Below are 21,909 nucleotides of genomic sequence, written 5' to 3'. Positions count from 1 at the left end.
GCCGGGCATCGACGGTGTTCACCCGCTCGACCGCGCAGCAGCGAATAAGTAATCGATATCTGTGCTCGCACAATGCAATTGACGCATGCAGCAGCTGGACGGGTCCCGCCGCGCGCACGTAGAATCGACTACGGCGCCGACCCGATCCGCTTACTCCCCGCTCGCGAACAGGAGATACCGCGAGACCGGTCGAGAGATCTTCTGCTGTACCAGCGATCCCACCTCACCGTCCCTCGCAGCTCCGGTGAGCATGCACCCGTCCGGAGCGGTTCACCCACGGTAGGCAAGGACGCCACCGGTCCCGCAGCCGGCCCCGAGGTCACCGGCCCCGGGAACAATCCTGTACCCGACCGATGGCATTCATGCCGGGTACCCACCGGTACCGCGGCCGGCCGTCCACCGAGCCCGTCGATCGACCGGCCGTACCGGCCCGAAGCCTTTCGCCGGGCGACATCGGCGCAACAACACATTTCGGAGGTCTGTGATGGCATCGGATATCGGCGCACGCCAGGGCGCATCGGCGGATGCGGTCGAACATCACTACGATATCGGGACCGACTTCTACCGGCTGTGGCTCGACTCGAGCCTGACCTACTCGTGTGCCCTGTGGGCCGACGGCGACGACCTCGACCGCGCGCAGCAGCGCAAGCTCGACTACCTGATCGAACAGGCCCGGCTCACCGGCACCGAACGGATTCTCGATATCGGCTGCGGCTGGGGCAGCCTGATGCGGGCGATCACCGACCGGCACACACAGACCCGGGTCACCGGACTGACGCTCAGCCGCGACCAGTACCGCCACGTCCGCGCCCATGCAGCGGAACGCACCGACGTGCGCCTGGAACATTGGCAGGATCATCGGCCCGGCACCCCCTACGACAGCATCTTCTGTATCGGGGCGCTCGAACATTTCGTGCGGTTCGGGCTGTCGCGACGCGAACGCACCGCCACCTATCGGGCCTTCTTCACCTATTGCCACAGCATGCTGCGCCCCGGCGGCGGCCTGGTGGTCCAGACGATCGGCAAGGGCAACCGACCGCTCGACCAGAACTCGATCACCGATGTGCAGTTCCTGGCCGACGAGATCTTCCCGGAGTCGGATCCACCGCGGCTCGCCGAACTCGCCCACGCGTCGGAGAAGTTGTTCGAAATACGTTCGGTGGTCAACGACCGCCATGACTACGCGGCCACCTGCGCCGAATGGCTACAGCGGCTCCGGGCCCGGCGCGCCGAGGCGGAGAAGCTGGCCGGGGCACGGATCACCGAGGCCTACGAGCGATACCTGGAGGCGTCCATCCGGCAGTTCGAGGAGCAGCACCTGGTGTTGTATCGAATCGCGCTGCGCAAAGTGGGGTGATGCCGAGGCGGCGTGAGAACAGGCCGGTCACATCGATCGGTCGAGCAGCCGTTTCGGGTGCATCCCGTCGACAGCACCCATGAACGGCGGATGGATGCTGTACCCCAGCATCCGCCGGATGTTCTCCGACACCGTGCGTACGGTATCCCGGCCGGTGGCCAGGGTGTAGGCCTCCTGCGGCCGCAGCCAGGGCTCGCAGTACTGCACCGTCACACCCAGGCGCGCACCGGTACTGCGATTCGCACCGCCGCCGTGCCAGAGCGTGCCGAGATAGAACGCGCACGATCCGGTCGGCATCCGTACCGCTGTCCGGGCATCGGTTTCGGCAGGGCTGCGCTCAGAACCCCAGCGATGACTGCCCGGCAGCACCACCGTGCCACCGTTGGTATCGGTGAACGCGTCGATCGCCCACATCGTCGCGGCGCTCAACGGGGGCCGGGGCCGCGGGATCGGGTAGAACCCGTCGTCGTGGTGCAGCATCTGCGCTTGCTCGCCGGGGAGTATATCGATCGCCTGTAACTGCGAGAGTAGATAATTCGGCAGGAACAGCCGATCGAGCAGGGCAAGAACCCGGGGATGTTCGACCAGCGCGTCGCAGACGCGAGTCTTCTCGAGCAGGTTGTAGGCCCGGCGGGTCCGCTGTCCCTCGAAGGTGTTGCGGCCGGTCGGCCCGAGTAACGGGGTGAGCGCGTCACGGAGTTGTTCGCATTCGTCGAGGGTGAGCAGGTTCTCCCACACGACATAGCCCTCGCGTTCGAGAGCGGACAGATCGGCGGCGACCGTGGCCGGATCGACCGCGGCCGAGGTAGGGGTGGTCGCCGGATGACGGCGCGCGAGATCGCCCCGCAGATCGTCCAGAGAGGTGATGACATCGACCGGAGGCGGAGATTGTGCAGGGTTCACGAGTGCTCCTCGAGCGATTCGGGCCCGTGTACGGACCCAATTGCGTTACCGCTCTTATAGTTCCGCAATATCTCCGGTGCGGCCACCATCGTTGCCGCACGGAGGTCCGCGGCCGGCAACTACCGGCCCACCGTGCGCAACAGGCCGCTCCCGGCCCGCGGTGCGCAACCGGCCGCTCCCGGCCCGGGTGCGCACCGGCGATCCGCGCGACCGTTCATCCGGTGGCGGTGATCGGCGAGCCCTCGACGGTACCGCCGTGGACGAAGCCACCAAGGATGTGATCGCCGCGACGGAGTGTCCGGACGGACCGACCTCCGCCCTGCCGCCGATGTCCGCGCAGATCACCGCGCCGGTACTCGTGGTCAACGGCAGCGACGATGTGCTCTGCTCCCGGGTCTGTGCCGATACGGCGACCCTGCAGGCCGCCGAGGCACCGCATTTCTCTCCGGCCGCGCGGTTGCGCACTTTCGTGCTGCCCGGGAGCGGGCATTCGGTGAATCTCGCCCGCAACACCGCCGACTATCAGGCGGCGGTGCGGGACTGGATGAAGTCGATCGCCGGGTGAGCGCCGCGGCGAACAACGCGGTCAGTTGAGGCCGGCCACTTCCTTGGCGACGACCGCCAGCCGGGTCTGCGCCGCCGAGACCACACCGTGCCGTTTCTTGTGCGCCTCCTCGTAGGCGACGATTGCCCGGATATCGGCCGGGTCGGTCAGCTCTTTGACCGCCGCGACCGCTCGGCTCACATTGAGCTGGTCGTAGTCGGCGACGGGCAACTCTTCCGGTTCGAGCACACCGGTGGCCGCGCGGACCGAATGCAGCGAACCGGCGGCGGTACCCGCACCTTCCCGGCGGGTCACCTGCTCGGCGCTCTCGAGCGCGGCGTCGCGGGAGGCGGTCAACGTCCGGGCGGCGATATCGCCCGCGTGCGCACCCCGGGCCAGGAGTTCGCCGAGCGCGGGCGGGGCGGCCCGGACGGTATCCAGCGCGCGGTCCACACCACGCGCGGACCAGGTGACGGGCAGATTGACCAACTTCACGGCAGCACCGGCCGCCGCCTGTAATGGCGTGCGGCGCAGCGCCGCCGGACCGCCGAGTGCCTCCTCGGCGAGGACCGTGGTCAGCCAGTCCACGGTCGCGGCGTGTGCGGTGATCAATCGCTGCGCCAGCGCCGCGATATCGCTGCGGCCCGCACTGGTCGCGAGGGCCTTCACGTACCGCGCGCGGTCGAGGAGCTGGTGTTCCAGGGTGAGATCGCCCAGCAGGGCCTCGTCGAACGGTTGCGCCTGTTCGATGAGCGCCTTCACCACGGCGGTCGCCCGCCCGAGGAGGGGGCCGATCACCTCGGGTACCCCGCCGAGTTCGCGAATGGCGGCGCCGACGGCTTCGGCGCGGGCCCGGGCGTTTTCGGCGTTCTCGGACAATTCGCGGCGCACTGCCTCGGTCCGAGCCTGTCCGATACGGGTTTCCGCGATCTGGATCTCGGTATCGGTCAGCTCACGGATCGCACGCAGCTGCGCCAGCAGAGTGGTGGTTTCACGCGAAGTCATACGAATATCGTTCCTCCGGTGTCGATTTTCTGGCGGGTGCCACGTTGCACCTGCCCAGGGCCTACCCGCTTCGCCCCGCGATAATCAGCACTTGGAGAAGATACGGAATTTCCCGACGGCCTTTCTATTCCCTCGCCATGGCGTGGGTGGTGAACGGCAGCACCAGCCGGGACCGGTGTGCCGCATCGCGATAGATCTTGTGGGTGACCGGACGACCCACCCGCAGGTGGAAGGCATCCGGCGGCAGCAGGGCCTTGTGCGAGTCCTGCAAACGCTCGTTGTTGGACAGTTCCACCGTCAGCCGATGCCCCGGCCGGAAAATCGCGGCGAACGGGTAGAGACGCGGCACATATTCCTCGATCGTGCCCGGCTGCACCGGTACCGCCCGAATATTCGGATGGCGCGGATTGCCCTCGGTGCTGCGCGCAGATCAGCCGGCAACGACCGCCTGCCTAGGGTCCGAACGCGAGACCGAAATGCGCTCCCAATTTGTCGAGTGCTTCGGGATCGCCGAAAACCGCTTCACCGCTGAGGTCTTCGTCGAAGGGTTCCACGGAACGAAATCGCTCGACGAGGCCGGTGTGGATCCCGGTGACATAGGTGGCGAAAACGAGCGCGGCTTCGAACTCTTCGTCGTCACCGGGGTACACCGGCCACGACTCGGTCACTCCGTTGCTGTCGAACAGGAGCTCCCATTTCTCGTCGTTCTCCACCAGTCGCACGTCGGTGATGGTCACCATCCCGCGGCTGCATTCCGCGATCGACTGCAGTTCGGATTCGTACCACTCCCGACGTTCGTCATGGCTGCTCTCGCCGATGTGACGAAAGGTCTTGTAGTAGAAGGTGTACCGGATTCCCAGCTCGCTGAGGAGGGCGAGCACCGCGCTCTGCTCGGTGTGCCCGTAGTAGCTCAGCGGCTCGTCGAAGGATTCCACCAGTAGCTGCCTGCCCAGGAAGGTCCGCTGCGCGGGGGTATCCGGGTCGACGAGCCCCAGCTCGATGATCAACTCCACAACCTCGCGCACAGTGCGTTCGGAGCCCATCGGGTCCTCCTTCGATCCGTCGCGCCCGGGCGACAGCGACGGCCGACGGTATCCCGGCCCTCCGACACTTCTTCCGGCCACGGGGTCCGGTTTTCGAATCGTCCGGTTCCACCGATGCCGGTGCGACCCCCGTCGCGATCACCTGCCGGGCACGCAGAGTGTCACGAGGGTTGACACAGTGCCACGCTGTCGATCGGGATGTACTCGGAACAACCGGGCGGGATGGAACGCGATCGTCGTGCTCTACGCTGACGTGCATGGCGACGCTTCGCGAGGCGCAGAAGGAGATGACGCGCAAGCTCCTGCTCGATGCCGGCGTGGAGCTGTTCGTGTCCGAAGGTTACGCGGGCTCGACGCGGCGCTGAACGTCGCTCGGGTGCGGGTTCCAGACCATATCGATTCCGAGCGCAGGGAGCGGGCACTCCTCGATGCGCAGATCGACGAGCGTGCGCATCTCGGCGGCGACCCGGAGGCGCAGCAGCGCCACCCCGCCCACGCGGGCGACCAGGTAGGGCACGAGGAGAAAACGGGCACAATCTCCAGTACGGGGATTCCTCGATGCTGCGGGGATATTGCCGGAAATCCGCACCTGTGGGCCGACGACCAGGCGGCGGACCCGGCGGGCCGGTGCCGCGATGGCGGCGTGTGCTTCGAGCCGGGCTGCGCACGAATTCGTAGCGCGAAGGCGGCTACGGTGGCTGCACGAGTGTGGACAGGAGTCGTTCATGGTGCGGTTGGACCATCTCGTGAATGTGTTGGGCGGATACGGAGTGCGTTTGCGCTGCTGCCCGGTGTCGCGGGCGACCGTGATCCGCAGCGTCGCGATGTTCGACGCGACCGGTGCCGAAGAAGCGACCGGCGATATCCTGCTCGCCGTGGGCGCCGGTTCCGTCGAAGAGGCGGTGGCCGGGGCGCGGGCGGCGAAAGCGGTCGCGGTACTGGTGCGCGGGAGCGCCGAGGCCGACCGTGCGGCGGCTGCGATCGGGCCCGAGGACGGGATCGCGGTGCTGATGGTCGATCCCGCGGTGTCGTGGAGCCAGCTCGCCGGGGTGGTCTACGGGTTGGTGCTGGAGGGGCGCGAGACCGCGTCCGGGCGCGGTCCCACGGACCTCTTCGCGCTGGCCGACAGCCTGGCGACCGCGGTGGACGGTGCGGTGACGATCGAGGATCCGCTGTCGCGCGTAATGGCTCACTCCTCGCCGGGACAGGTCGCCGACCGAGCCTTTCAGGAGACGGTGCTGCAGCGCCGGCAACCCGCTCCCCTGCGCGAACTGTTCGAATCACGCGGTGTGCATGCGCATCTGACGGGTTCCGACGAACCCGTGTTCGTGGCACCGGACCCCGGGCACGGACTCGGCGGACGGATGGTGGTCGCGGTGCGGGTGGGCCGGGAACTGCTGGGTTCGGTGTGGGTGACCTGCACCGAACCGATACCGGGCGCCCGGCGGGCCGCATTGGCCGACGGGGCCAGGACGGTGGCGCTACATCTCCTGCGGTCGCGGGCCAGCGCGGACCTGGAACGGCAGGTCGAATCCGAGCTGGTGATCCGGCTACTGGAGGGAAGTCCGGACGCCACCACCGTGGCCGGCCGACTCGGGTTGGCGCCGGCGCCCTTACGCGTCGTCGCGGTACGCGCCCAGATCGCGACGGAACGGCATGCCGGACTACTGCTGGCCTTCGAGCAGGCCACCTTCGGTTTCGGCTGGTCGCGGCCGGGCCGCAGCACACTGTCGGACAACACCGTCTACACGATCCTGCCCAGTGACCGGGTGCGGACGGCACGGGACTGGGTGACCGCCCTGCGAACGGCACTCCCGGCCCGCGTGCAGCTGTCGGCCGGAATCGGCGGGCCGGCCACTGCCGCGGACCTGCCGGCCTCTCGCCAGGAGGCGGACGAGTGCCTGGCTTTGCACGAACACGGGCCGGCGGATCGCGCGTACCCGGCCTACGACGAATCGTGGGGCGAGATCCTGCTCCAGCGATTGCGGGCCGCGGCGCGGACCGGCCGGATACCCGCGCGCGGGCCGGTCGCGGAGTTGCGCCGATACGACAGCGCGCACGCCACCGACTATGTCGCGACCTTGCGGGCGTGGCTCGACGCCCAGGGCGATCCGGTGATCGCCGCCGCCGGCCTCGGCGTTCACCCGAACACCGTCCGCAACCGGATGCGGAAAATGCGCGAGGTGGCCGTTCTGGAACTGGAAGACGCACGCACCCGGCTGGCCATGACGATCGATCTGGCTGCTTTCGAGGACGACTGACCGCCGGTTGTAGAAACAGAACAACTCATGGGGGCGTAACTGTGCCGTACGGACATGCGCCCCCTCCCCACCCGGGCCATCATGGCTGTTACAGCGCATCGTTCGACGTGGAGGTGAGCATGGCGCGCGCAACGAGTCGGCTCGACCGCGAACGAGCAGCACGGTATCGGGTGCAGAACCCGATACCCGGCTGAATCCTCGGCTATCTCCCCATCCGTGGAGCCGGTGTCGTCGGTACCCGGCTCCACGGAGTTCTGCCGTCGGGGCGGCCTCTCCTCCCCCGGCCCCGACGGCAGAACTCCTTTCCGATCGAAACCCTGTAGGACGGATATGACCAATAGCTCGCCTGTATGGCTCACACCGCACGCACACGAACAACTCCGGACCGAACTGGCCGAACTGCTCGCCGCCGAAGCCGCCGGGGAGACCGAGAACGCCGACCCGGAAGACCGGCTCACCGCTCGGCGCCAGCGTCTGGCTCGTATCGCGCATATCCGGGATCTGCTGAACAACGCCGTATTCGGGCAGGACCCACCGGACGACGGTATCGCCGAACCCGGGATGGTGCTCACCGTCCGCTACGACGACACCGCCGATACCGAAACATTCCTGCTCGGCAGCCGCGCCGGCGATCACGACGACCTGGAGGTCTACTCCCCCGACTCGCCTCTCGGCGCCGCGCTCACCGGGGCCCGGCGCGGCGAACAGCGCACCTACCGTGTACCCAACGGCACCGAGTTCCGGGTTACCCTGCTCGAGGCCGTCCCTTACGGGCATGCTGTGGCGAGCGCTTCCCACACGGCATGAAAGCCGACCGAGCCGGCTCGGAAATGCACGTGCGCACGAGTGGAATCACCCTTGTCCATATCGATTCCCCAGCGATCGCCCGGAACGACCGGACGATCGCGTTGCCGATCCGTTCCTGGCTGTCCGCGGGATTCTGGGACCTCTTCGGCCTGCCCCACGCCGACCGGACACTGTCGGTGCTCTCGTGCGGCACCGAGGAGGCTCCGCGCACCTACCTCGCCCGGCGCGGCGCCGATCCCCTGACGTGGAGGCCGGCGCCGCTGCGGGTGGATCTTCCGGTCACGATAGGTCCCGGCCCGGGGGTCCTGGAGGTCTCCGGTGCGATGACCCGGGCACGACGGCGCCTGGTCGAACGGACCACCCTGGTGATCGCCCTGGCCACACCCGTCGAACACCGGCCGGTTTCGGCTCTCCCCGAGCAGATGTGGGAGGACGAGCGGTGGCACACGACGATTTTGGTGCCCGATGCCCACCCCAGGTCGGATTCGCCTCGGCGGGACGGCGAAGGCCGATAGCGAAGACCTCCGGCAGCGGACGGCTCCCGACCCGCCGTTCCGGGTGTCCGTTACGCCCGGGAGGCGTCTCGGCGGCCGCCCAGGTGCTCGGCGAAGTGCCGTTCGATGGCGTGGTAGAGACGGATCCGGTTCTCGGGGTTGGCGAATCCGTGTCCATCGTCATCGGCGACCAGGCAGTCGACCGGGACACGGGTGCACGCAGTGAGACGACGATATTGTCGTGCCGCTACGTCGGTGATCCCGACATTCCCGAGCAGGAGGGCGATATCCGGACGCGGTCGCCGATCACCATGGCCGACCGGATCACCACCCCGCTGCTGGATGCGCAGGGGGCCGACGACGTTCGCGTCGTGCAGGCCGAATCCCAGTTGTTCACGTTGTATGCCCGGGTGAACGGCGGCAGGGTGCGTGGAAAGTTCGCGAGGTCGGGGATACCGACATAGTCGACGGCGGCGGGAAGCGGTCCGGTGTGACGGTGATCCCGACGAGTGCGGCGTACCCGCCGTAGATACCGATCCGGTCCGGGTCGGCAAAGCCCTGGCCGACGGCCCAGTCGACGGCGTCGAGCAGGTCGTCGCGCATCGCCCGGGTGAACTCGCCGATCGCGGCCGTGACATGCCGGCGCCCGTAGCCGAGCGAACCCCAGAAGTTGACCTGCAGCACGGCGTAGCCACGGTTGGCCAGGAACTACGCGTCGCTGCTGTATCCCAGGAATCGTGGTACCACGGCCCGCCGCCGTGCGCCAACAGCACCAGCGGCGACGGATTTCCCCGGCGTCCTACCCAGCGGGCGCACGCCTGCACCGGCGAGACCCGTCCCGTCGCCTACCGCCTGCCGCGGCGCCGGACTCAGGCGTGCAGAACTTCCGACGGCGGGCGTCCGTAATGCTCGCGATAGGCGATCGCGAAGCGGCCCGGGTGGGCGAACCCCCATCGGTGGGCGATGGTCGCCACAGTGCGCCCGTCTCCGGCCACCGCGGCGCGCAGCTCCTCGTGCGCGCCGGCCAGGCGCAACCTGCGCAGATAACGCAAAGGCGTCGTGCCGAGATGGCGCCGGAACGCCAGCTGCAGCGCGCGCGGCGTCACGAACGCCGCGGCCGCCACCTGCGTGATCGTCACATCTTCGTGCAGATGCGATTCGAGATAGGCCACGGCCCGGCGCACCGTCTCGGGGTGGGCGTCGCGGCGGTCGGCGGCCGCGGCATCGGTTACCGCTGTGGTCGGCATGGTGGCGAGTACGGTCGCGGCCAGATAATCGGCACCGGTCGCGGCGAGCAGCGGACTGTCCGCGGTCGCGGGATCGGTGGCGACCCGTTGCAGGTGGGTGATCACCGCCGTCAGCTGCCGGTTCGCCGCCTGGCTCACCGGCCGGTGACCACTGAGCCGTACGGCGGCCGCCGGACCACTGCCGATCGCGAGACGGTCCAGCAGCTGCGGCTCGAACATCGTGATATCGAAGCGCGCGCAGCGGACCACACCCGAGTAGGGCACATCGTCTGGGGTGAGCAGGCCGGAGTCCCCGGGGGTGAAGGTGTCGCGCCCCACACCGTGGTAATCCTCCTCGATCGTTCCGGAATGCACCGTCACCAGGCAGACCTTGTTCAGCGGGTCGGCGTCGTAGGCCATATCGAACCCCAGGTCCAGCCGGTCGAGGCTCACCGCGCCGAGCATGTTGCGTCGGATGCGGGTGCGCACCCCACGGGGGCTGTCGTTGCCGATCTGCATCTGGGTGTAGGCGTCGTTGAGGAATGCCTCGGTCGCACCGAGGTCCTCGCTGTCGAACGCCAGACTTCGCATGAACAGCCTCTCGTCGGGTCGAACGCGCCACCGGCCGTCGCACAAGCGGAACGATGGTTGTTCTCTTCTGCGACACCCTGTGTACTCGCCCGGATCGAACCGGTCGACGAATGCCGGGCCCCGATGCCCCGCCGATTCCGACGGGCGACTCCCTGGAGAAGCCCGCACCGCGCTCCGGACCGCCACGCATCGAGCCGAACGGGACTGCTGACACGGTGCCGGTCGTGTTGTCGCCTCCGGACAGTACGCCCGGAGACCTCCAGTATCCGTGACCGGTGGCGCCCGCAGGAGCGGAGCGACCGGTCGACAGACGCCACTATCCGGAAAACGAAGCTCATAGGCCGCGAATATCCAGAAAACGAAGAAGGCGTGTCGATCTTGATTGCGAACGCCGCGAGGCGGTAGCCGGGGATCGTGTCGCCCTCCGATGGCGCCGATCGAGGCGGAGGCAACCGAAAGCGAGGTTCTCGATGACGACTGTGGCCGCATACGACTCCCCCACCACCGCGCGGCGGGCCAGCCGCGGTACCGACAGCTACGACGGGATCGAGCCGCTCTTGGAGCAGCTCGCGGCGATGGATATCGACGACCCCGGGCGACCGGAGTTGCGCGAGGAGGTCATGCGCCGCTGCCTGCCGCTCGCCGATCACATCGCGCGCCGGTTCACCGGCCGCGGGGAGACCTACGAGGATCTGCACCAGATCGCCTCCCTGGGCCTGGTACTGGCCGTCGACCGTTACGACGCCACCCGGGGCTCGAGTTTTCTGGCCTTCGCGGTCCCCACCATCATGGGCGAGGTCCGCCGCCATTTCCGCGACCACACCTGGGCGGTGCGCGTCCCGCGGCGGCTGAAGGAAACCCAGCTCGCCCTCGGCCCGACCATCGAACGCCTCAGCCAGGAGCTCGGCCGCACACCGACCGCGCTCGATATCGCCGTGGCGATGAATCTCGACCTCAACGAGGTCACCCAGGCGCTGCTGGCCGGCAATGCCTATCGCACCGATTCGCTCGACGCCTCGATGGAGCAGAACGACAGCAGTGGGACGGCGGCCAAGAGCGCCGACAATCTCGGCGACGAGGATCCGTCCTACGAACTCACCGAGAACGCCCTGACCATCGCGCCCCTCCTGCGGGAGCTGCCGGCGCGGGACCAGCAGGTGCTGCACATGCGGTTCTTCGAGAATCGCACCCAGGCCCAGATCGCGGCCGAACTCAACGTCTCCCAGATGCAGATCTCACGCATCCTGTCGCGGACGCTGGCGCTGCTACGCGCCCGCGCCCTGCGCGACTGAGGGCCGTGGGCGGCACCACAGCGGCCGAGCGCCGCGGGGCGATCACCTCGCGGCGCTCATTTATTTCAGCAGGCTGCCGGCATCGACCGGTAGCGGCAACCCGGTGACGTAGCGCGCCTCGTCGGAGGGTGACTGCGCCCCTGACCCCGCGCCGCCCCCGTGATGAAGGAGACTTCGCCTTCGACTCGCCCTGCCATGGCACACCTCGTCCTGTCGCATACCGGGCGCGGGCCGATGATCGGTGCGCCCTCGACCAAACACATTTGATCGATCGATCAAACTTTGAACAGCGTCGGCTACCGGTGTCGACGGCGAACAGATCCCACCTCCGGCGAAATGCCGAATCCGAGCATCCACTGGGCCGCAGCGGAATGCGCCGCCACAAGTGGTCGAGCAGCCGAGGAGAATCCCGGCTCCCTCGGGCCGGCTTACGGCCGGACCGAGGCCCGGATCACTCGCCGCGCGTCCGGGCCGCGCCGGGCGAGGGCAATACGTATTGCTTCATGAGCCCCTCGACGAACGCACGCAACTCGGCATGCCCCTGCCGCACCCCCACCGCCCCCTCGTTGCAGAGGATGCGGGCCGCGCCCGTGAGCAGCATCGAGACCACCACGGGCGGGAACCGCTCCAGATCGACACCGTGCGTCCGCAGTACCAGGGTGACAGCCGCGGTCTCGATATCCCGGACCCGCTCGGCATACGCCTTGAGCTCGACTCCGACCGCTTTGCGATGGTTGGCCAGCGCCATGAATTCGGTGTTCAACCGGGTGAACCGGTCGTCGGTATTGATCTCCCACAGCGCCTGGAGCGGGTCGGCCGCGGTGAGTACCTGCCGCATCCGCTCCAGGGCACGCTCGGCACCCGCCCGCATGACGGCGACGAACAGGTCGTCCATCGTGGGAAAGTAGTAGTAGACCAGCGCGGATCTCACTCCGGCCTGCGCCGCGACCCGGCGCGATGTGGCCGCGGCGTATCCCTCTTCACGGATGATCTGAGCGGTCGCCTCCATGAGCCGCAGCCGCGTCCCGGCGTCGTCGGTCCTGGTCGCCCGTTTCGCGGCCACTCAGCGACACCACCCGGACGGGTTCCCGACGACCGCCTTCGCGCGCCCGGCCACACTTCTTGACCGGCGGAAGGGGCGCATGGTAATCATGGTGCACCTTAACATTTTATCGATCGATCAAATTCGGCAGGTCCTCGGTCCGCCGATCTCGGTCGACCGGATCCACGAGGCGCCGCGGCATCCCGGCACCGGCCCGCGGGGATCGGCACGAAAGGCCCGCGAGCGAATGACCGACCTTGCCGCCCTGGACTTCTTCTCCGACGAAGCTCTCGCCCAGAACCCTTACGAATACCTGGCCTTCCTGCGCAGCCGGAACCCGGTGTTCCGCGAACCCCACTACGGCGTAGTCGCCGTCACCGGATACCGGGAAGTCAACGAAGCCTTCCGCGACACCGAGGCGTTCTCGGCCTGCGTTTCGATCGGCGGCCCCTTCCCGCCGCTGCCTTTCATACCCGCCGGTGACGACATCACCGGTCAGATCGCCGAGCACCGCCACCTGTTCCCGATCTTCGAGCACATGGTGACCATGGACCCACCGGAACACACCCGCGCCCGGTCACTGCTCAACCGGCTGCTCACTCCTCGCCGGCTGAAGGAGAACGAGGACTACATGTGGCGGCAGGCCGACCGTCAGCTCGACGAATTCCTCGCCACCGGTCGCTGCGAGTTCCTCGCCGACTACGCGAAACCCTTTGCCACGCTGGTGATCGCCGATCTGCTCGGTGTCCCCGAGCAGGACCGCGAAGTCTTCCGGCAGACCCTGGCCGGACACGATTACCCGGGCAGCAGGGTCGGCGCGCTGGACCACGAACCCGTCGGACTCAATCCGCTGGAATGGCTGGACGAGACCTTCGGCGCCTATATCGCCGACCGCCGCCGCGCCCCCCGGGCGGACGTGCTGAGTGCCCTGGCCGCCACCACCTACCCCGACGGAAGCCTCCCCGAGATCATCGAGGTGGTCCGGCCCGCGACCTTCCTCTTCGCGGCCGGCCAGGAGACGGTGACCAAACTGCTCAGTTCGGCCGTGCGCGTCCTGGCCGAGAAACCGGATTTCCAGCGGATACTGCGCGAGGATCGCCACCTCGTCGCCGGCTTCCTGGAGGAATCGTTGCGTACCGAGAGTCCCACGAAGGTCGACTTCCGCCTGGCCCGCAGGTCCACGGCCCTCGGCGGGGTGGATATTCCGGCCGGAACGGTGGTGATGCTGTGCATCGGCGCCGCCAATCGCGATCCGCGCAAATTCGACGATCCCGACGAGTTCCGCCCCGAGCGCGCGAACGCCCGCGAGCACATCGCCTTCGGCCGCGGCGTACACACCTGCGCCGGTGCACCGCTGGCCCGGGTGGAAGGGCGCGTCACACTGAATCGGATGCTGGACCGGATGACCGAGATCGCCATCGACGCCGGCGCGCACGGACCCGCCGGGCAACGCGACTACCGATACGAACCGACCTTCCTGCTCCGCGGGCTCCGCGATCTGTTCATCACCTTCACCTCGCCCGAACCGGGTAGGTGATCGGGGACGCCGCCCGTCGGCGGTACTCACCGTCCGCCGATTCGGCGCCCGCCCTCACTCCCGCGCACGGTGACCATCCGTCGCGCCCCGGCTCACCGCACCGGCGGTCTCCCGGGTTCAGATCATCGAGCGGTGCATACCCTGCGGTTCCCCACCCAGCTGCGTCAATGCCGAGGCGTGGAATATGGAGCCGGGCACGTGGATCGCGTGTGCCAGCCCGGCGTGCGCGTCGCGGAAGAAACGCTGCATGGGGAACCGGTAGTGCAGCGCCCCGCCACCGGACCTGGCGAAGATCTCGTCCACCGCGCGGACCGCGCGCCAGGCCGCCGCGGTCTGGGTGCGCCGGCCGATCGCGCGTTCCTCGAAGCCGATCTCCCGGCCCCTTTCCGTACTGTCCCAGAACCGGTCGACGTTCTCGAGCAGTGCCGCCCGGGAGGCGGCGATCTCGGCGGCCGCCTCGCCGATCGCGAACAGCACGTACGGGTCCTCCTTGATCGGGATACCGGTCACCGCGACCCGCTCGCGCTGGGCAGCGATATGGCAGGCCAGCGCGCCCTCGGCGATACCGATCACCGCGGAGGTGATACCCAGCGGGAACATGCAGGAGAAGGGCATCCGGTACAGGGTTTCGGTGCGACCCGCCCGGCGCACGGCGGTACCGTCCATGACTTCCGCGGCCGACAGTGTGCGATAGGTGGGCACGAACGCGTTCTGCACGATCAGGTCCTTGGAACCTGTACCGCGCAACCCGATCACGTCCCAGGAGTCCGCGACGATCTCGTAGTCCGACCTGGGCAGGATCACATGCAGCGAATCCGGGGGCAGCACCGGTTTCCCGGCGGCGTCACCGACCAGCGCACCGAGGAACGCCCACTGGCAGTGGTCGGTCCCGGAGGAGAACGACCAGCGGCCGTTGAGCAGGTAGCCGCCGTCCACGGGGGTCGCCACGCCCATCGGCGCGTACGGTGAGGCCACCCAGGTGTCCGGATCGGTGCCCCAGATCTCTTCCTGCACGCGGGGATCGGCGAAGGCGAGTTCCCATGGATGCACCCCGACGATACCGGTGACCCAGCCCGCCGCCCCGTCCATCGCGGCGATGGCCATAGTGGTCTCCGCGAATTCCCGGGGGTGGCATTCGAGTCCGCCGTGCGTTTTCGGCTGCAGCATCCGCATCGCACCGGATTCGCGCAGTCGGCGCACGGAGGTGTCGGCGAGGCGCATGAGCCTGTCCCCCTCGGTACCCGCGGCACGGATCTCTTCCGCGTACTGCTCGATCCGGTCCGTTACCTGACCCATGGCTTCAACTTCCTGTTCGATGTCCCGCGGTCCGGCGATGAGCGCTGTCCGCGGTTGCGCGTAGACGCCGTACGCCCACGCCTTACCGTCGCCGAGGCTGCCGGACGTTTCGCTGTTCTGTCGCAGCGCCTTCCGGTGAGCGAGACGATCATCGGAAGTCCGCGGCTCAGTGCGAGCCCAACGCCTCCAGCGGTCGAACGCCTGTGGCCGGCTCCGCCCGGTCGTCCGGGCCGGGAAACAGGGTGCGCGAGATCTCGCGGGACAGGTTCACCAGCAGCGGAGCGACCCGATCGAGCCGGGCGGTGCGCGCGTCGCCGCACAACGAGACCGCGGCGACCGGACCGGCGTCACCGCGCACCGCGGCGCCGACACAGGCCACTCCGGGCGCCGATTCGCTGTCGTCGAAGGCGAGCCCGCCGCGCAGCCGGATGCGGCTGAGTTCATGGTGCAGAATCGAGCGCTCGGCGATGGTGTTGCCGGTGCGGCGGGGCAGCGCCGGGCGGTAGAGGCGGTCGACCGACTCCGGTTCCAGGGCCGCCAGGATCGCCTTTCCACCGGCCGTGGCATAGGCCGGGGCAGATCCGCCCACCCGGGAGGGCAGCCGGGCCGCGAACCGCCCGCCGACCTTGTCGAGATAGACGGTATCGCCGCCGTCGAGCACCGTCAGATGCACCACCAGTCCGGTCCGCAGGTGCAGTTCGTGCAGCAGCGGCGCCGCCGCCGCCCGGATCCGGTCGTGCCCGTCACCGCCGAGACCGCGGGCGCGGCGGCCCAGCGTGTACCCGAGGGAGGTGTGCTCGACCCAACTGGACTCGGTGAGCTGATGCAGGATGCGGTAGACGGTGGAGCGCGGCAGCCGCGCGCGCCGCGCGACCTCCTCGAGGGACAGCCGCGAGCTCCGGGTGTCGAACGCATCCAGGATCCGGGTCATCCGCTCGACCATGGACAGCGGCAGGTCCGGCTTGCCGATCTGCTCGGCAGTGGCGTTCCCCGAATCAATGATGGTCATCGACTTCTCCAAAAGAGCTGCTCAGAAGCCTTTCATAGGCAAAAACTGAAATTGATTCTCGCACCACAGTAACACCCGTCGACCGCCGCGGAGCGGAAACGACGAGTTACCCGCGAGCACAGCTCGTGACCCGGTCCGGACCAGTCCGGCGGCCGCCGCGTACCTCTCCCCGTGGACCTGCCCGCGCCCTCAGGACCAGCGCGCCTGACCCCCGTCCAGCGGAATCGTCGCCCCGGTCAAATAGCCCGCATCCGGTCCCACCAGGAACGCGACCGCGCGGCCGATATCGGTTTCGCAATCACCGATCCGGCCCAACGGGATGGTGGCGACGAATTCGGCCGCCTCCTCGGGGTTGTGCTCGGTCCACCATTTCAGGCCCGGCGACAGGGCGTGCGGGGCAACCGCGTTCACCCGGATACCGTCGCGGCCCCATTCGCTGGCGGCGGTCCGGGTCAGCGAGCGCATCGCCTCCTTGGTGGCCGCGTACAGACCGTATCCGCTGGCATCCCAGCGCACCGCCGCCGAAGTGACCATGTTGATGATCGACCCGCCGCCCCGGGCCTTCATATACGGATAGCAGGCCTGCATCAGGCGCAGTGTGGCGACCGGGCCGGTGGTCAGCGCCTCGTTCATGCGTTCCGGCGTGATCTCGAGCAGTGGCCCGAGCGCACTCTGGTTGGCGTTGTTGATCAGGATGTCGACCCCGCCGAAGCGTTCGCCCACCTGCTCGACCAGGGGTTCCAGCCGGTCGGTCTCGCCGATATCGCACACCATCGGCACCGCCCGCCCACCGGCCGCACGGATATGGTCGGCGGTGGCGCGCAGTTTCCGCTCGGTTCGACCCACCACTGCGACCGCCGCACCGGCCGCGGCGAGCGCATAGGCGATCCCCTGTCCCACGCCCTGTCCGCTCCCGGTGACGATGGCCACCTTGCCCTCCAGAGAACCCATTGCCACCGTCTCCTACTCCTCGATATGACGCGAATCGACGCGGCGCGCCGCGATGCCCGGACGCTAGCCGCGGGGTCGCGCGGATCGAGGACGGTCGTCTCGCTCAGTGGCAACGACCGCCGGACTTCGCGGCGCGCCGTGAGAGGTTGTCAGCCGCTACGCACCGTGAACGAGAGGGTCGCCACCATGACGACACCGGCAGACGCACAGCAGCGCCTCAACGAAGTCATCACGCGGCTGACCGGTCCGGGTGGCCGGTTCGAGATCATTGTGGAAGACGTGCTCGGCGCCACCATGCCCGTCATGCGGCATCGCGGGCGCGCGGTCGGCGACCTGGTGGCCGCGTCCCGGGTATGGCAGGACCGCGACTACCTGGTGACCGCCGACCGCCGTATCTCCTATGGGCAGCACGCGGAGGCCGTCGCCGCGCTGGCCACCGCGTTGCGCGACGAGTACGGGGTGGGCCGGGGCGACCGGGTCGCGCTGCTGGCCGCCAACTGTCCCGAATGGGTGACGGCGTTCTGGGCCACGCAATGCCTGGGCGCCGTCGCCGTCGGATTGAACAGCTGGTGGATGCCCCGGGAGATCGAGTACGGACTCGAGCACAGCCGGCCGCGCGTGCTGATCGTCGATGCCAAGCGTGCCGCTCTACTGGCCGATATCGATACCGCGGATATCGCCGTGCTCACGATAGAGGAAGACCTTCCGCGGCTGGTCGCGGCCCACTCCGGCGCCGAACTGCCCCGGGCAGACGTCGACGAGGACGATCCATCGGTCATCCTCTACACCAGCGGAACCAGCGGCCGGCCCAAAGGCGCCCTGCATTCCCAGCGCAACCTGCTCGCGGTCGTCGACTACCACCGGTTCTCCGACGCGCTGGCGGCGGCGTTCACCGGGCGCGCCTACTCCGACACCGAGCCGAGCCCCCTGCGCTATCTACTGACCTCACCGCTGTTCCATATCGCCAGCCTGCACAACCTGGTCGTGCCGCGCCTGGCGACCGGGAGCACCGTGGTGATGTACCAGGGCGCTTTCGCCGCGGATAAAGTGCTGGGACTGATCGAACGGGAACGGGTCACGAACTGGGGCGCGGTGCCGACCATGGCGGCACGCCTGCTCGAGCACGGCGATATCGACAACTACGATCTCTCGTCGCTGACGGCGTTCGCGCTCGCCTCGGCCCCGTCGTCGATCGCACTCAAAGACCGGCTGCGGCAGCGGTTCCCGTTCGCCCGCAACGCCCTGGTCGACAGCTACGGGCTCACCGAATGCAGTACCGCGATAGCGGTCGCCACGACAGCCGAGCTCGAGCAGTATCCCGGTACGCTCGGCCGGCCGATTCTCACGGTATCGGTGGAGATCCGTGACCCTTTCGGGGAGCGGGTCCCCGACGGCACCGAGGGCGAGGTGTGCGTGCGCAGCCCCTTCGTCATGCTCGGCTACTGGGCGGACGAGGCGGCCACCGCCGCGGCGATCACCCCGGACCGTTGGTTGCGCACCGGCGATTTCGGTGTCCTCGAGGACGGTCGGCTGCGGTTGACCGGCCGCCGCTCGGATCTGATCCTGCGCGGCGGCGAAAACGTCTACCCCACCGAGATCGAGCAGTGCCTGGACGAGCATCCCGCGGTCGCGGAGTGCGCGGTCGTGGGTGTCGCGCACGAGGATCTGGGGCAGGAAGTGGCGGCGATCGTCGTGCTACGCCCGGGTGCGATCGTCGACGAGGCGCGACTGCGCGAATACGCCGCTACGCGGCTGTCGTATTACAAAGTGCCGAGCCGCTGGCGGATCACCACCGACCCGCTGCCGCGCAACGCGACCGGGAAGGTGATCCGGCGCGATCTCACCGCCTGAACGACTCCGGCCACTCCGCGAGCAGCAGATCGCACGCCGTCCGCAGGTCCGCTTCGGCGTCGGCGATGGTGATCCGGCCGTTGAGACACGACTGGATGATGCCGAAGACCGAATGGATCAGTACCCGCAGCAGCCGGGCATCGCGTTCGGTCACCTGCTCGATCCCCGCGGCGTCGTACAGCAGTTGCCGGAAGTTCCGGTCCACCCCGGCTGTATCCGGCACCGCGGACGCCCGCGCCGCGCTGTTGGATTGGATCATCGCGGTGGCCAGCAGCGGCCGGCCCAGCAACACGCGCACCACCTGGAGCAACCTGTCGTGGACCGCGTCGCGGGGGCTCTGTTCCGGGCCGGGCCGCCGGGCGTATTTAGCCCGCATCCGGTCGATCTGATCGAGCATGACCGCTACGAACAAATGGGTTTTGGACGGGAAGTACCGGTACAGGGTGGCGACCGCGACACCCGCGAGTTTGGCCACTTCGTGCATCTGGACGCGGTCGAGTTCCTTGTCGGTGGCCAGCGTCGCGGCGGCGTCGAGGATCCGGCCCACCCGGGCGCGCTGCTCGGTGGAACTCGGTGCCGCGGCATCGCGCGTTTCGGCGATCCTCGGCATAACTCCCCTTTCCCGTCCCACCACCCGGTATCCGCCCGACGGCACCGGCCGCCCGAGACCGGCAGCGGGCTTGTTCCTCGGGTGGGACCGCCCGCCGCGGACTCGACGCTACCGAGCCGCCACCGCCACCCGGCGGTCGCGGTCCCGGCCAGTGAGAGCGCCGGCCGCGGCGCCGGCCGCGCATCCCTACCGTGAGTGCCGCGGACCGCGCGCAGGCCGGGGCCGCACCCACTGCCGTGCGCGGGCCGCGCACCCGAGGAGGACACCGATGTCACAGGAATTCCAGGGCCGGGTCGCGCTGGTGACCGGCGCCGCACGCGGTCAGGGTCGCGCACACGCACTCGCGTTCGCCGAGCGCGGCGCCGATATCGTCCTGTGTGATCGTTGCGAGGACAGTGCCGCCCTGGACTATCCGCTCGCCACCCCCGCCGACCTCGCGCATACCGAGGAACTGGTCACCGCCCTCGGCCGCCGGTGTGTGAGCGTGCGGGCCGATACCGCCGATCGGGCCGCGATGGACGAGCTGGTGCGGCGGGCCGAAGACGAACTCGGCTCGGTGGATATCGCGGTCGCCAACGCGGGGGTGACGGGAGTGGCGCCGATCGGGGAACACACCACCGAGCTCTGGCACGAAGTGATCGGCAGCAACCTCACCGGGGTCTTCAACACGCTGGCCGCGGTCACCCCGGGCATGATCGCCCGCAAGTACGGCCGCATCATCACCACCTCGTCGATGATGGGACGCGGCGCGAGCCCGGCCATGGCCTCCTATGTGGCCTCGAAATGGGGCGTGATCGGTCTGACCAAATCGCTGGCGATGGAACTCGCCCCGCACGGCATCACGGTGAACTCCGTAGCCCCGGGCAATATCGCCACCCCCATGGTGCAGAACGACGCCATGTACCGCCGGTTCCGGCCCGACCTCGCCGATCCCGCCTGGGAGGATGTGGCGCCGATCCTCGCCGGTCTGACCCACCTGCTGCCCGTCGCGGCCCTCGAACCGGAGGAGGTCTCCCGGGTCGTGCTCTTCCTGGCCGCCGAGGCGAGCGCCCACCTCACCGGCATGGTCTTCCCGGTGGACGCCGGAGCCGGCGCGAAGGGCAACGCCTGAGCCGCCCGGAGTTTTCGGCTGCCACCTGTCCGCGCCGAACTCTCCACGGCGGAATCGCCGCCGCGCGCCGGCCGAGCCCGCCACGGGCTCTCACGATCAGAAGCGTGACCGCCGGAAACCGCCCTCGGAATCGAGCACCTGCCCGACCACCCAGCGGCCGCGTCGGAAACCAGCCATTCGATCGGCCGGGCCGGGTCGTCGGGACGGCCGGCCGGCCGCGGGGAAACGCGGAGTGCACCTGTTCGACGAATTCCGGGGGCAGGTCCGTGGTGTCCGGGGCGAGGAAGCCCGTGTCGACCGGGCCGGGGTTGACGGTGTTGAGCACGATGCCCAGGTCGATCAGTTCTTCGGCGACCGTTGCCGTCATCCCCGCCGGCACCGATTTCGCCGGGCCGTAGGCGATTTCGGCGCGCATCGGCGCCAGATGCCGGCCGGAGGTCATCCAGATCACCCGGCTGCGATCGGCGACCTCGCCACGATCGGGACGGAACTGTCGTGCGAAGGTCTGGGTGAGCGGCAATACCGAGCGGGCGTCCACGGCCCGGTGCGCGTCCACTATCGCGGCGTCGATCTCGAACGGTGTCCCGTCACCGCCGCCGCGGGCGTGATTGGCGATCAGGATGTCCAAGTGCCCGAATTCGGCGACCGCGGCGGCCCCGACCTCCGCCGGTGCGGCGGGGTCGGCGAAATCGACACTGTGGTCCACTACCCGTGGCGCGGCGGACAATCCGCGGCGGATCGCGTCGATATCGTCCGCGCCCCAGGGCTGTTCCTCGTCGTGGGGCCGCCAATGGGTCAGGTGTAGAGCGCGGCGCCCCGGTCGGCCGGCCGCCGGGCGATCGCGTAGCCGATCCCGGCCCGGCGGCCCACTCCGGTCACCACGGCCACCCGTCCGGTGAGGTCTCGTTCGGCGTGCATCGCCGGCCATTGCAACTGTCCACCCGCCGTCGACGCAAGTAATTTTCCCGCGTGTGTCCCC

General features: G+C 68.7%; 22 protein-coding genes and 2 pseudogenes. 10 read left to right on the top strand and 14 right to left on the bottom strand.

Features of this window, described 5'->3' with window-relative positions; translation table 11 throughout:
* Positions 1 to 484 precede the first annotated feature (484 nt).
* On the top strand, positions 485 to 1,357 hold the full coding sequence (locus NS4_RS01735) for a class I SAM-dependent methyltransferase (protein ID WP_063057684.1): 873 nt from the start codon (positions 485 to 487) through the stop codon (positions 1,355 to 1,357).
* Positions 1,358 to 1,384: 27 nt separating this feature from the next.
* On the opposite strand, the gene NS4_RS01730 is transcribed toward NS4_RS01735, so the two are convergent.
* On the bottom strand, positions 1,385 to 2,260 hold the full coding sequence (locus NS4_RS01730; RefSeq protein WP_063057683.1) for a phytanoyl-CoA dioxygenase family protein: 876 nt from the start codon (positions 2,258 to 2,260) through the stop codon (positions 1,385 to 1,387).
* Between the two features lie 256 nt (positions 2,261 to 2,516).
* On the opposite strand from NS4_RS01730, the gene NS4_RS01725 reads away from it, so the two are divergent.
* A complete protein-coding gene (locus NS4_RS01725; protein ID WP_157105843.1) occupies positions 2,517 to 2,825 on the top strand; it encodes an alpha/beta fold hydrolase in 309 nt (102 codons plus the stop codon).
* A gap of 21 nt (positions 2,826 to 2,846) precedes the next feature.
* On the opposite strand, the gene NS4_RS01720 is transcribed toward NS4_RS01725, so the two are convergent.
* From NS4_RS01720 to NS4_RS31195, 4 genes and pseudogenes are all read right to left on the bottom strand, one after another.
* On the bottom strand, positions 2,847 to 3,809 hold the full coding sequence (locus tag NS4_RS01720) for a hypothetical protein (protein ID WP_063057681.1): 963 nt from the start codon (positions 3,807 to 3,809) through the stop codon (positions 2,847 to 2,849).
* A gap of 124 nt (positions 3,810 to 3,933) precedes the next feature.
* Positions 3,934 to 4,233: pseudogene (locus NS4_RS01715) on the bottom strand (CocE/NonD family hydrolase); the annotation flags it as partial.
* Between the two features lie 28 nt (positions 4,234 to 4,261).
* Entirely contained in the window at positions 4,262 to 4,852 is a 591-nt protein-coding gene (locus tag NS4_RS01710) for a hypothetical protein (protein WP_063057680.1), read from the bottom strand.
* A gap of 340 nt (positions 4,853 to 5,192) precedes the next feature.
* Complete coding sequence (locus NS4_RS31195) at positions 5,193 to 5,369, bottom strand: hypothetical protein (protein WP_218020278.1); 177 nt, start codon at positions 5,367 to 5,369, stop codon at positions 5,193 to 5,195.
* 208 nt (positions 5,370 to 5,577) lie between these two features.
* On the opposite strand from NS4_RS31195, the gene NS4_RS01705 reads away from it, so the two are divergent.
* The 4 genes and pseudogenes from NS4_RS01705 to NS4_RS33945 all read left to right on the top strand — a co-directional run.
* Positions 5,578 to 7,113 (top strand): PucR family transcriptional regulator, encoded by a 1,536-nt coding sequence (locus NS4_RS01705; protein ID WP_063057679.1) that lies wholly within the window; start codon positions 5,578 to 5,580, stop codon positions 7,111 to 7,113.
* 330 nt (positions 7,114 to 7,443) lie between these two features.
* The gene (locus tag NS4_RS01700) at positions 7,444 to 7,920 is read left to right on the top strand and encodes a GreA/GreB family elongation factor (RefSeq protein WP_063057678.1); all 477 of its coding nucleotides are present in this window, start codon (positions 7,444 to 7,446) and stop codon (positions 7,918 to 7,920) included.
* Positions 7,921 to 7,949: 29 nt separating this feature from the next.
* The gene (locus NS4_RS01695) at positions 7,950 to 8,435 is read left to right on the top strand and encodes a hypothetical protein (RefSeq protein WP_157105842.1); all 486 of its coding nucleotides are present in this window, start codon (positions 7,950 to 7,952) and stop codon (positions 8,433 to 8,435) included.
* 224 nt (positions 8,436 to 8,659) lie between these two features.
* Positions 8,660 to 8,842: pseudogene (locus NS4_RS33945) on the top strand (alpha/beta hydrolase family protein); the annotation flags it as partial.
* Here NS4_RS33945 and NS4_RS33125 read toward each other — a convergent pair.
* Positions 8,808 to 9,098, bottom strand: coding sequence for an alpha/beta hydrolase family protein (locus NS4_RS33125; protein ID WP_439955750.1), 291 nt, complete (start codon positions 9,096 to 9,098; stop codon positions 8,808 to 8,810). The pseudogene NS4_RS33945 and the gene NS4_RS33125 sit on opposite strands and share 35 nt — an antisense overlap.
* A gap of 185 nt (positions 9,099 to 9,283) precedes the next feature.
* Positions 9,284 to 10,231 carry a helix-turn-helix transcriptional regulator gene (locus NS4_RS01685; RefSeq protein WP_063057675.1) on the bottom strand — a complete coding sequence of 316 codons (948 nt, stop codon included), beginning with the start codon at positions 10,229 to 10,231 and terminating at the stop codon, positions 9,284 to 9,286.
* A 470-nt stretch (positions 10,232 to 10,701) separates the two neighbouring features.
* On the opposite strand from NS4_RS01685, the gene NS4_RS01680 reads away from it, so the two are divergent.
* Entirely contained in the window at positions 10,702 to 11,523 is an 822-nt protein-coding gene (locus NS4_RS01680; protein ID WP_063057674.1) for a SigB/SigF/SigG family RNA polymerase sigma factor, read from the top strand.
* Between the two features lie 451 nt (positions 11,524 to 11,974).
* On the opposite strand, the gene NS4_RS01675 is transcribed toward NS4_RS01680, so the two are convergent.
* Entirely contained in the window at positions 11,975 to 12,532 is a 558-nt protein-coding gene (locus NS4_RS01675; RefSeq protein WP_084486591.1) for a TetR/AcrR family transcriptional regulator, read from the bottom strand.
* Between the two features lie 280 nt (positions 12,533 to 12,812).
* On the opposite strand from NS4_RS01675, the gene NS4_RS01670 reads away from it, so the two are divergent.
* Positions 12,813 to 14,102: a cytochrome P450 gene (locus tag NS4_RS01670; RefSeq protein WP_063057892.1), complete on the top strand. Its 1,290-nt coding sequence runs from the start codon at positions 12,813 to 12,815 to the stop codon at positions 14,100 to 14,102.
* Between the two features lie 117 nt (positions 14,103 to 14,219).
* Here the strand turns inward: NS4_RS01670 and NS4_RS01665 are convergent, their stop codons facing one another.
* From NS4_RS01665 to NS4_RS01655, 3 genes are all read right to left on the bottom strand, one after another.
* Positions 14,220 to 15,398, bottom strand: coding sequence for an acyl-CoA dehydrogenase family protein (locus NS4_RS01665; protein ID WP_063057672.1), 1,179 nt, complete (start codon positions 15,396 to 15,398; stop codon positions 14,220 to 14,222).
* A gap of 166 nt (positions 15,399 to 15,564) precedes the next feature.
* Positions 15,565 to 16,407, bottom strand: coding sequence for an IclR family transcriptional regulator (locus NS4_RS01660; protein ID WP_084486523.1), 843 nt, complete (start codon positions 16,405 to 16,407; stop codon positions 15,565 to 15,567).
* 189 nt (positions 16,408 to 16,596) lie between these two features.
* Positions 16,597 to 17,358: an SDR family NAD(P)-dependent oxidoreductase gene (locus tag NS4_RS01655; RefSeq protein ID WP_063057671.1), complete on the bottom strand. Its 762-nt coding sequence runs from the start codon at positions 17,356 to 17,358 to the stop codon at positions 16,597 to 16,599.
* A 186-nt stretch (positions 17,359 to 17,544) separates the two neighbouring features.
* Here NS4_RS01655 and casG point away from each other — a divergent pair, with 186 nt between their 5' ends.
* Complete coding sequence (casG, locus tag NS4_RS01650; RefSeq protein WP_063057670.1) at positions 17,545 to 19,209, top strand: steroid-24-oyl-CoA synthetase; 1,665 nt, start codon at positions 17,545 to 17,547, stop codon at positions 19,207 to 19,209.
* On the opposite strand, the gene NS4_RS01645 is transcribed toward casG, so the two are convergent.
* A complete protein-coding gene (locus NS4_RS01645; RefSeq protein WP_063057669.1) occupies positions 19,199 to 19,819 on the bottom strand; it encodes a TetR/AcrR family transcriptional regulator in 621 nt (206 codons plus the stop codon). The genes casG and NS4_RS01645 overlap by 11 nt on opposite strands.
* A gap of 268 nt (positions 19,820 to 20,087) precedes the next feature.
* Between NS4_RS01645 and NS4_RS01640 the strand changes: the two genes are divergently transcribed.
* A complete protein-coding gene (locus tag NS4_RS01640) occupies positions 20,088 to 20,930 on the top strand; it encodes a mycofactocin-coupled SDR family oxidoreductase (protein ID WP_063057668.1) in 843 nt (280 codons plus the stop codon).
* Here the strand turns inward: NS4_RS01640 and NS4_RS33795 are convergent.
* Complete coding sequence (locus tag NS4_RS33795; protein ID WP_218020277.1) at positions 20,875 to 21,636, bottom strand: SDR family oxidoreductase; 762 nt, start codon at positions 21,634 to 21,636, stop codon at positions 20,875 to 20,877. The genes NS4_RS01640 and NS4_RS33795 overlap by 56 nt on opposite strands.
* Before the next feature lie 89 nt (positions 21,637 to 21,725).
* Positions 21,726 to 21,848: a hypothetical protein gene (locus NS4_RS33600; RefSeq protein WP_281218513.1), complete on the bottom strand. Its 123-nt coding sequence runs from the start codon at positions 21,846 to 21,848 to the stop codon at positions 21,726 to 21,728.
* Positions 21,849 to 21,909 lie beyond the last annotated feature (61 nt).

The sequence above is a fragment of the Nocardia sienata NBRC 100364 genome (assembly GCF_001613205.1).
GTDB lineage: Bacteria > Actinomycetota > Actinomycetes > Mycobacteriales > Mycobacteriaceae > Nocardia > Nocardia sienata.
This window is presented reverse-complemented; position numbering and strand designations above follow the sequence as displayed.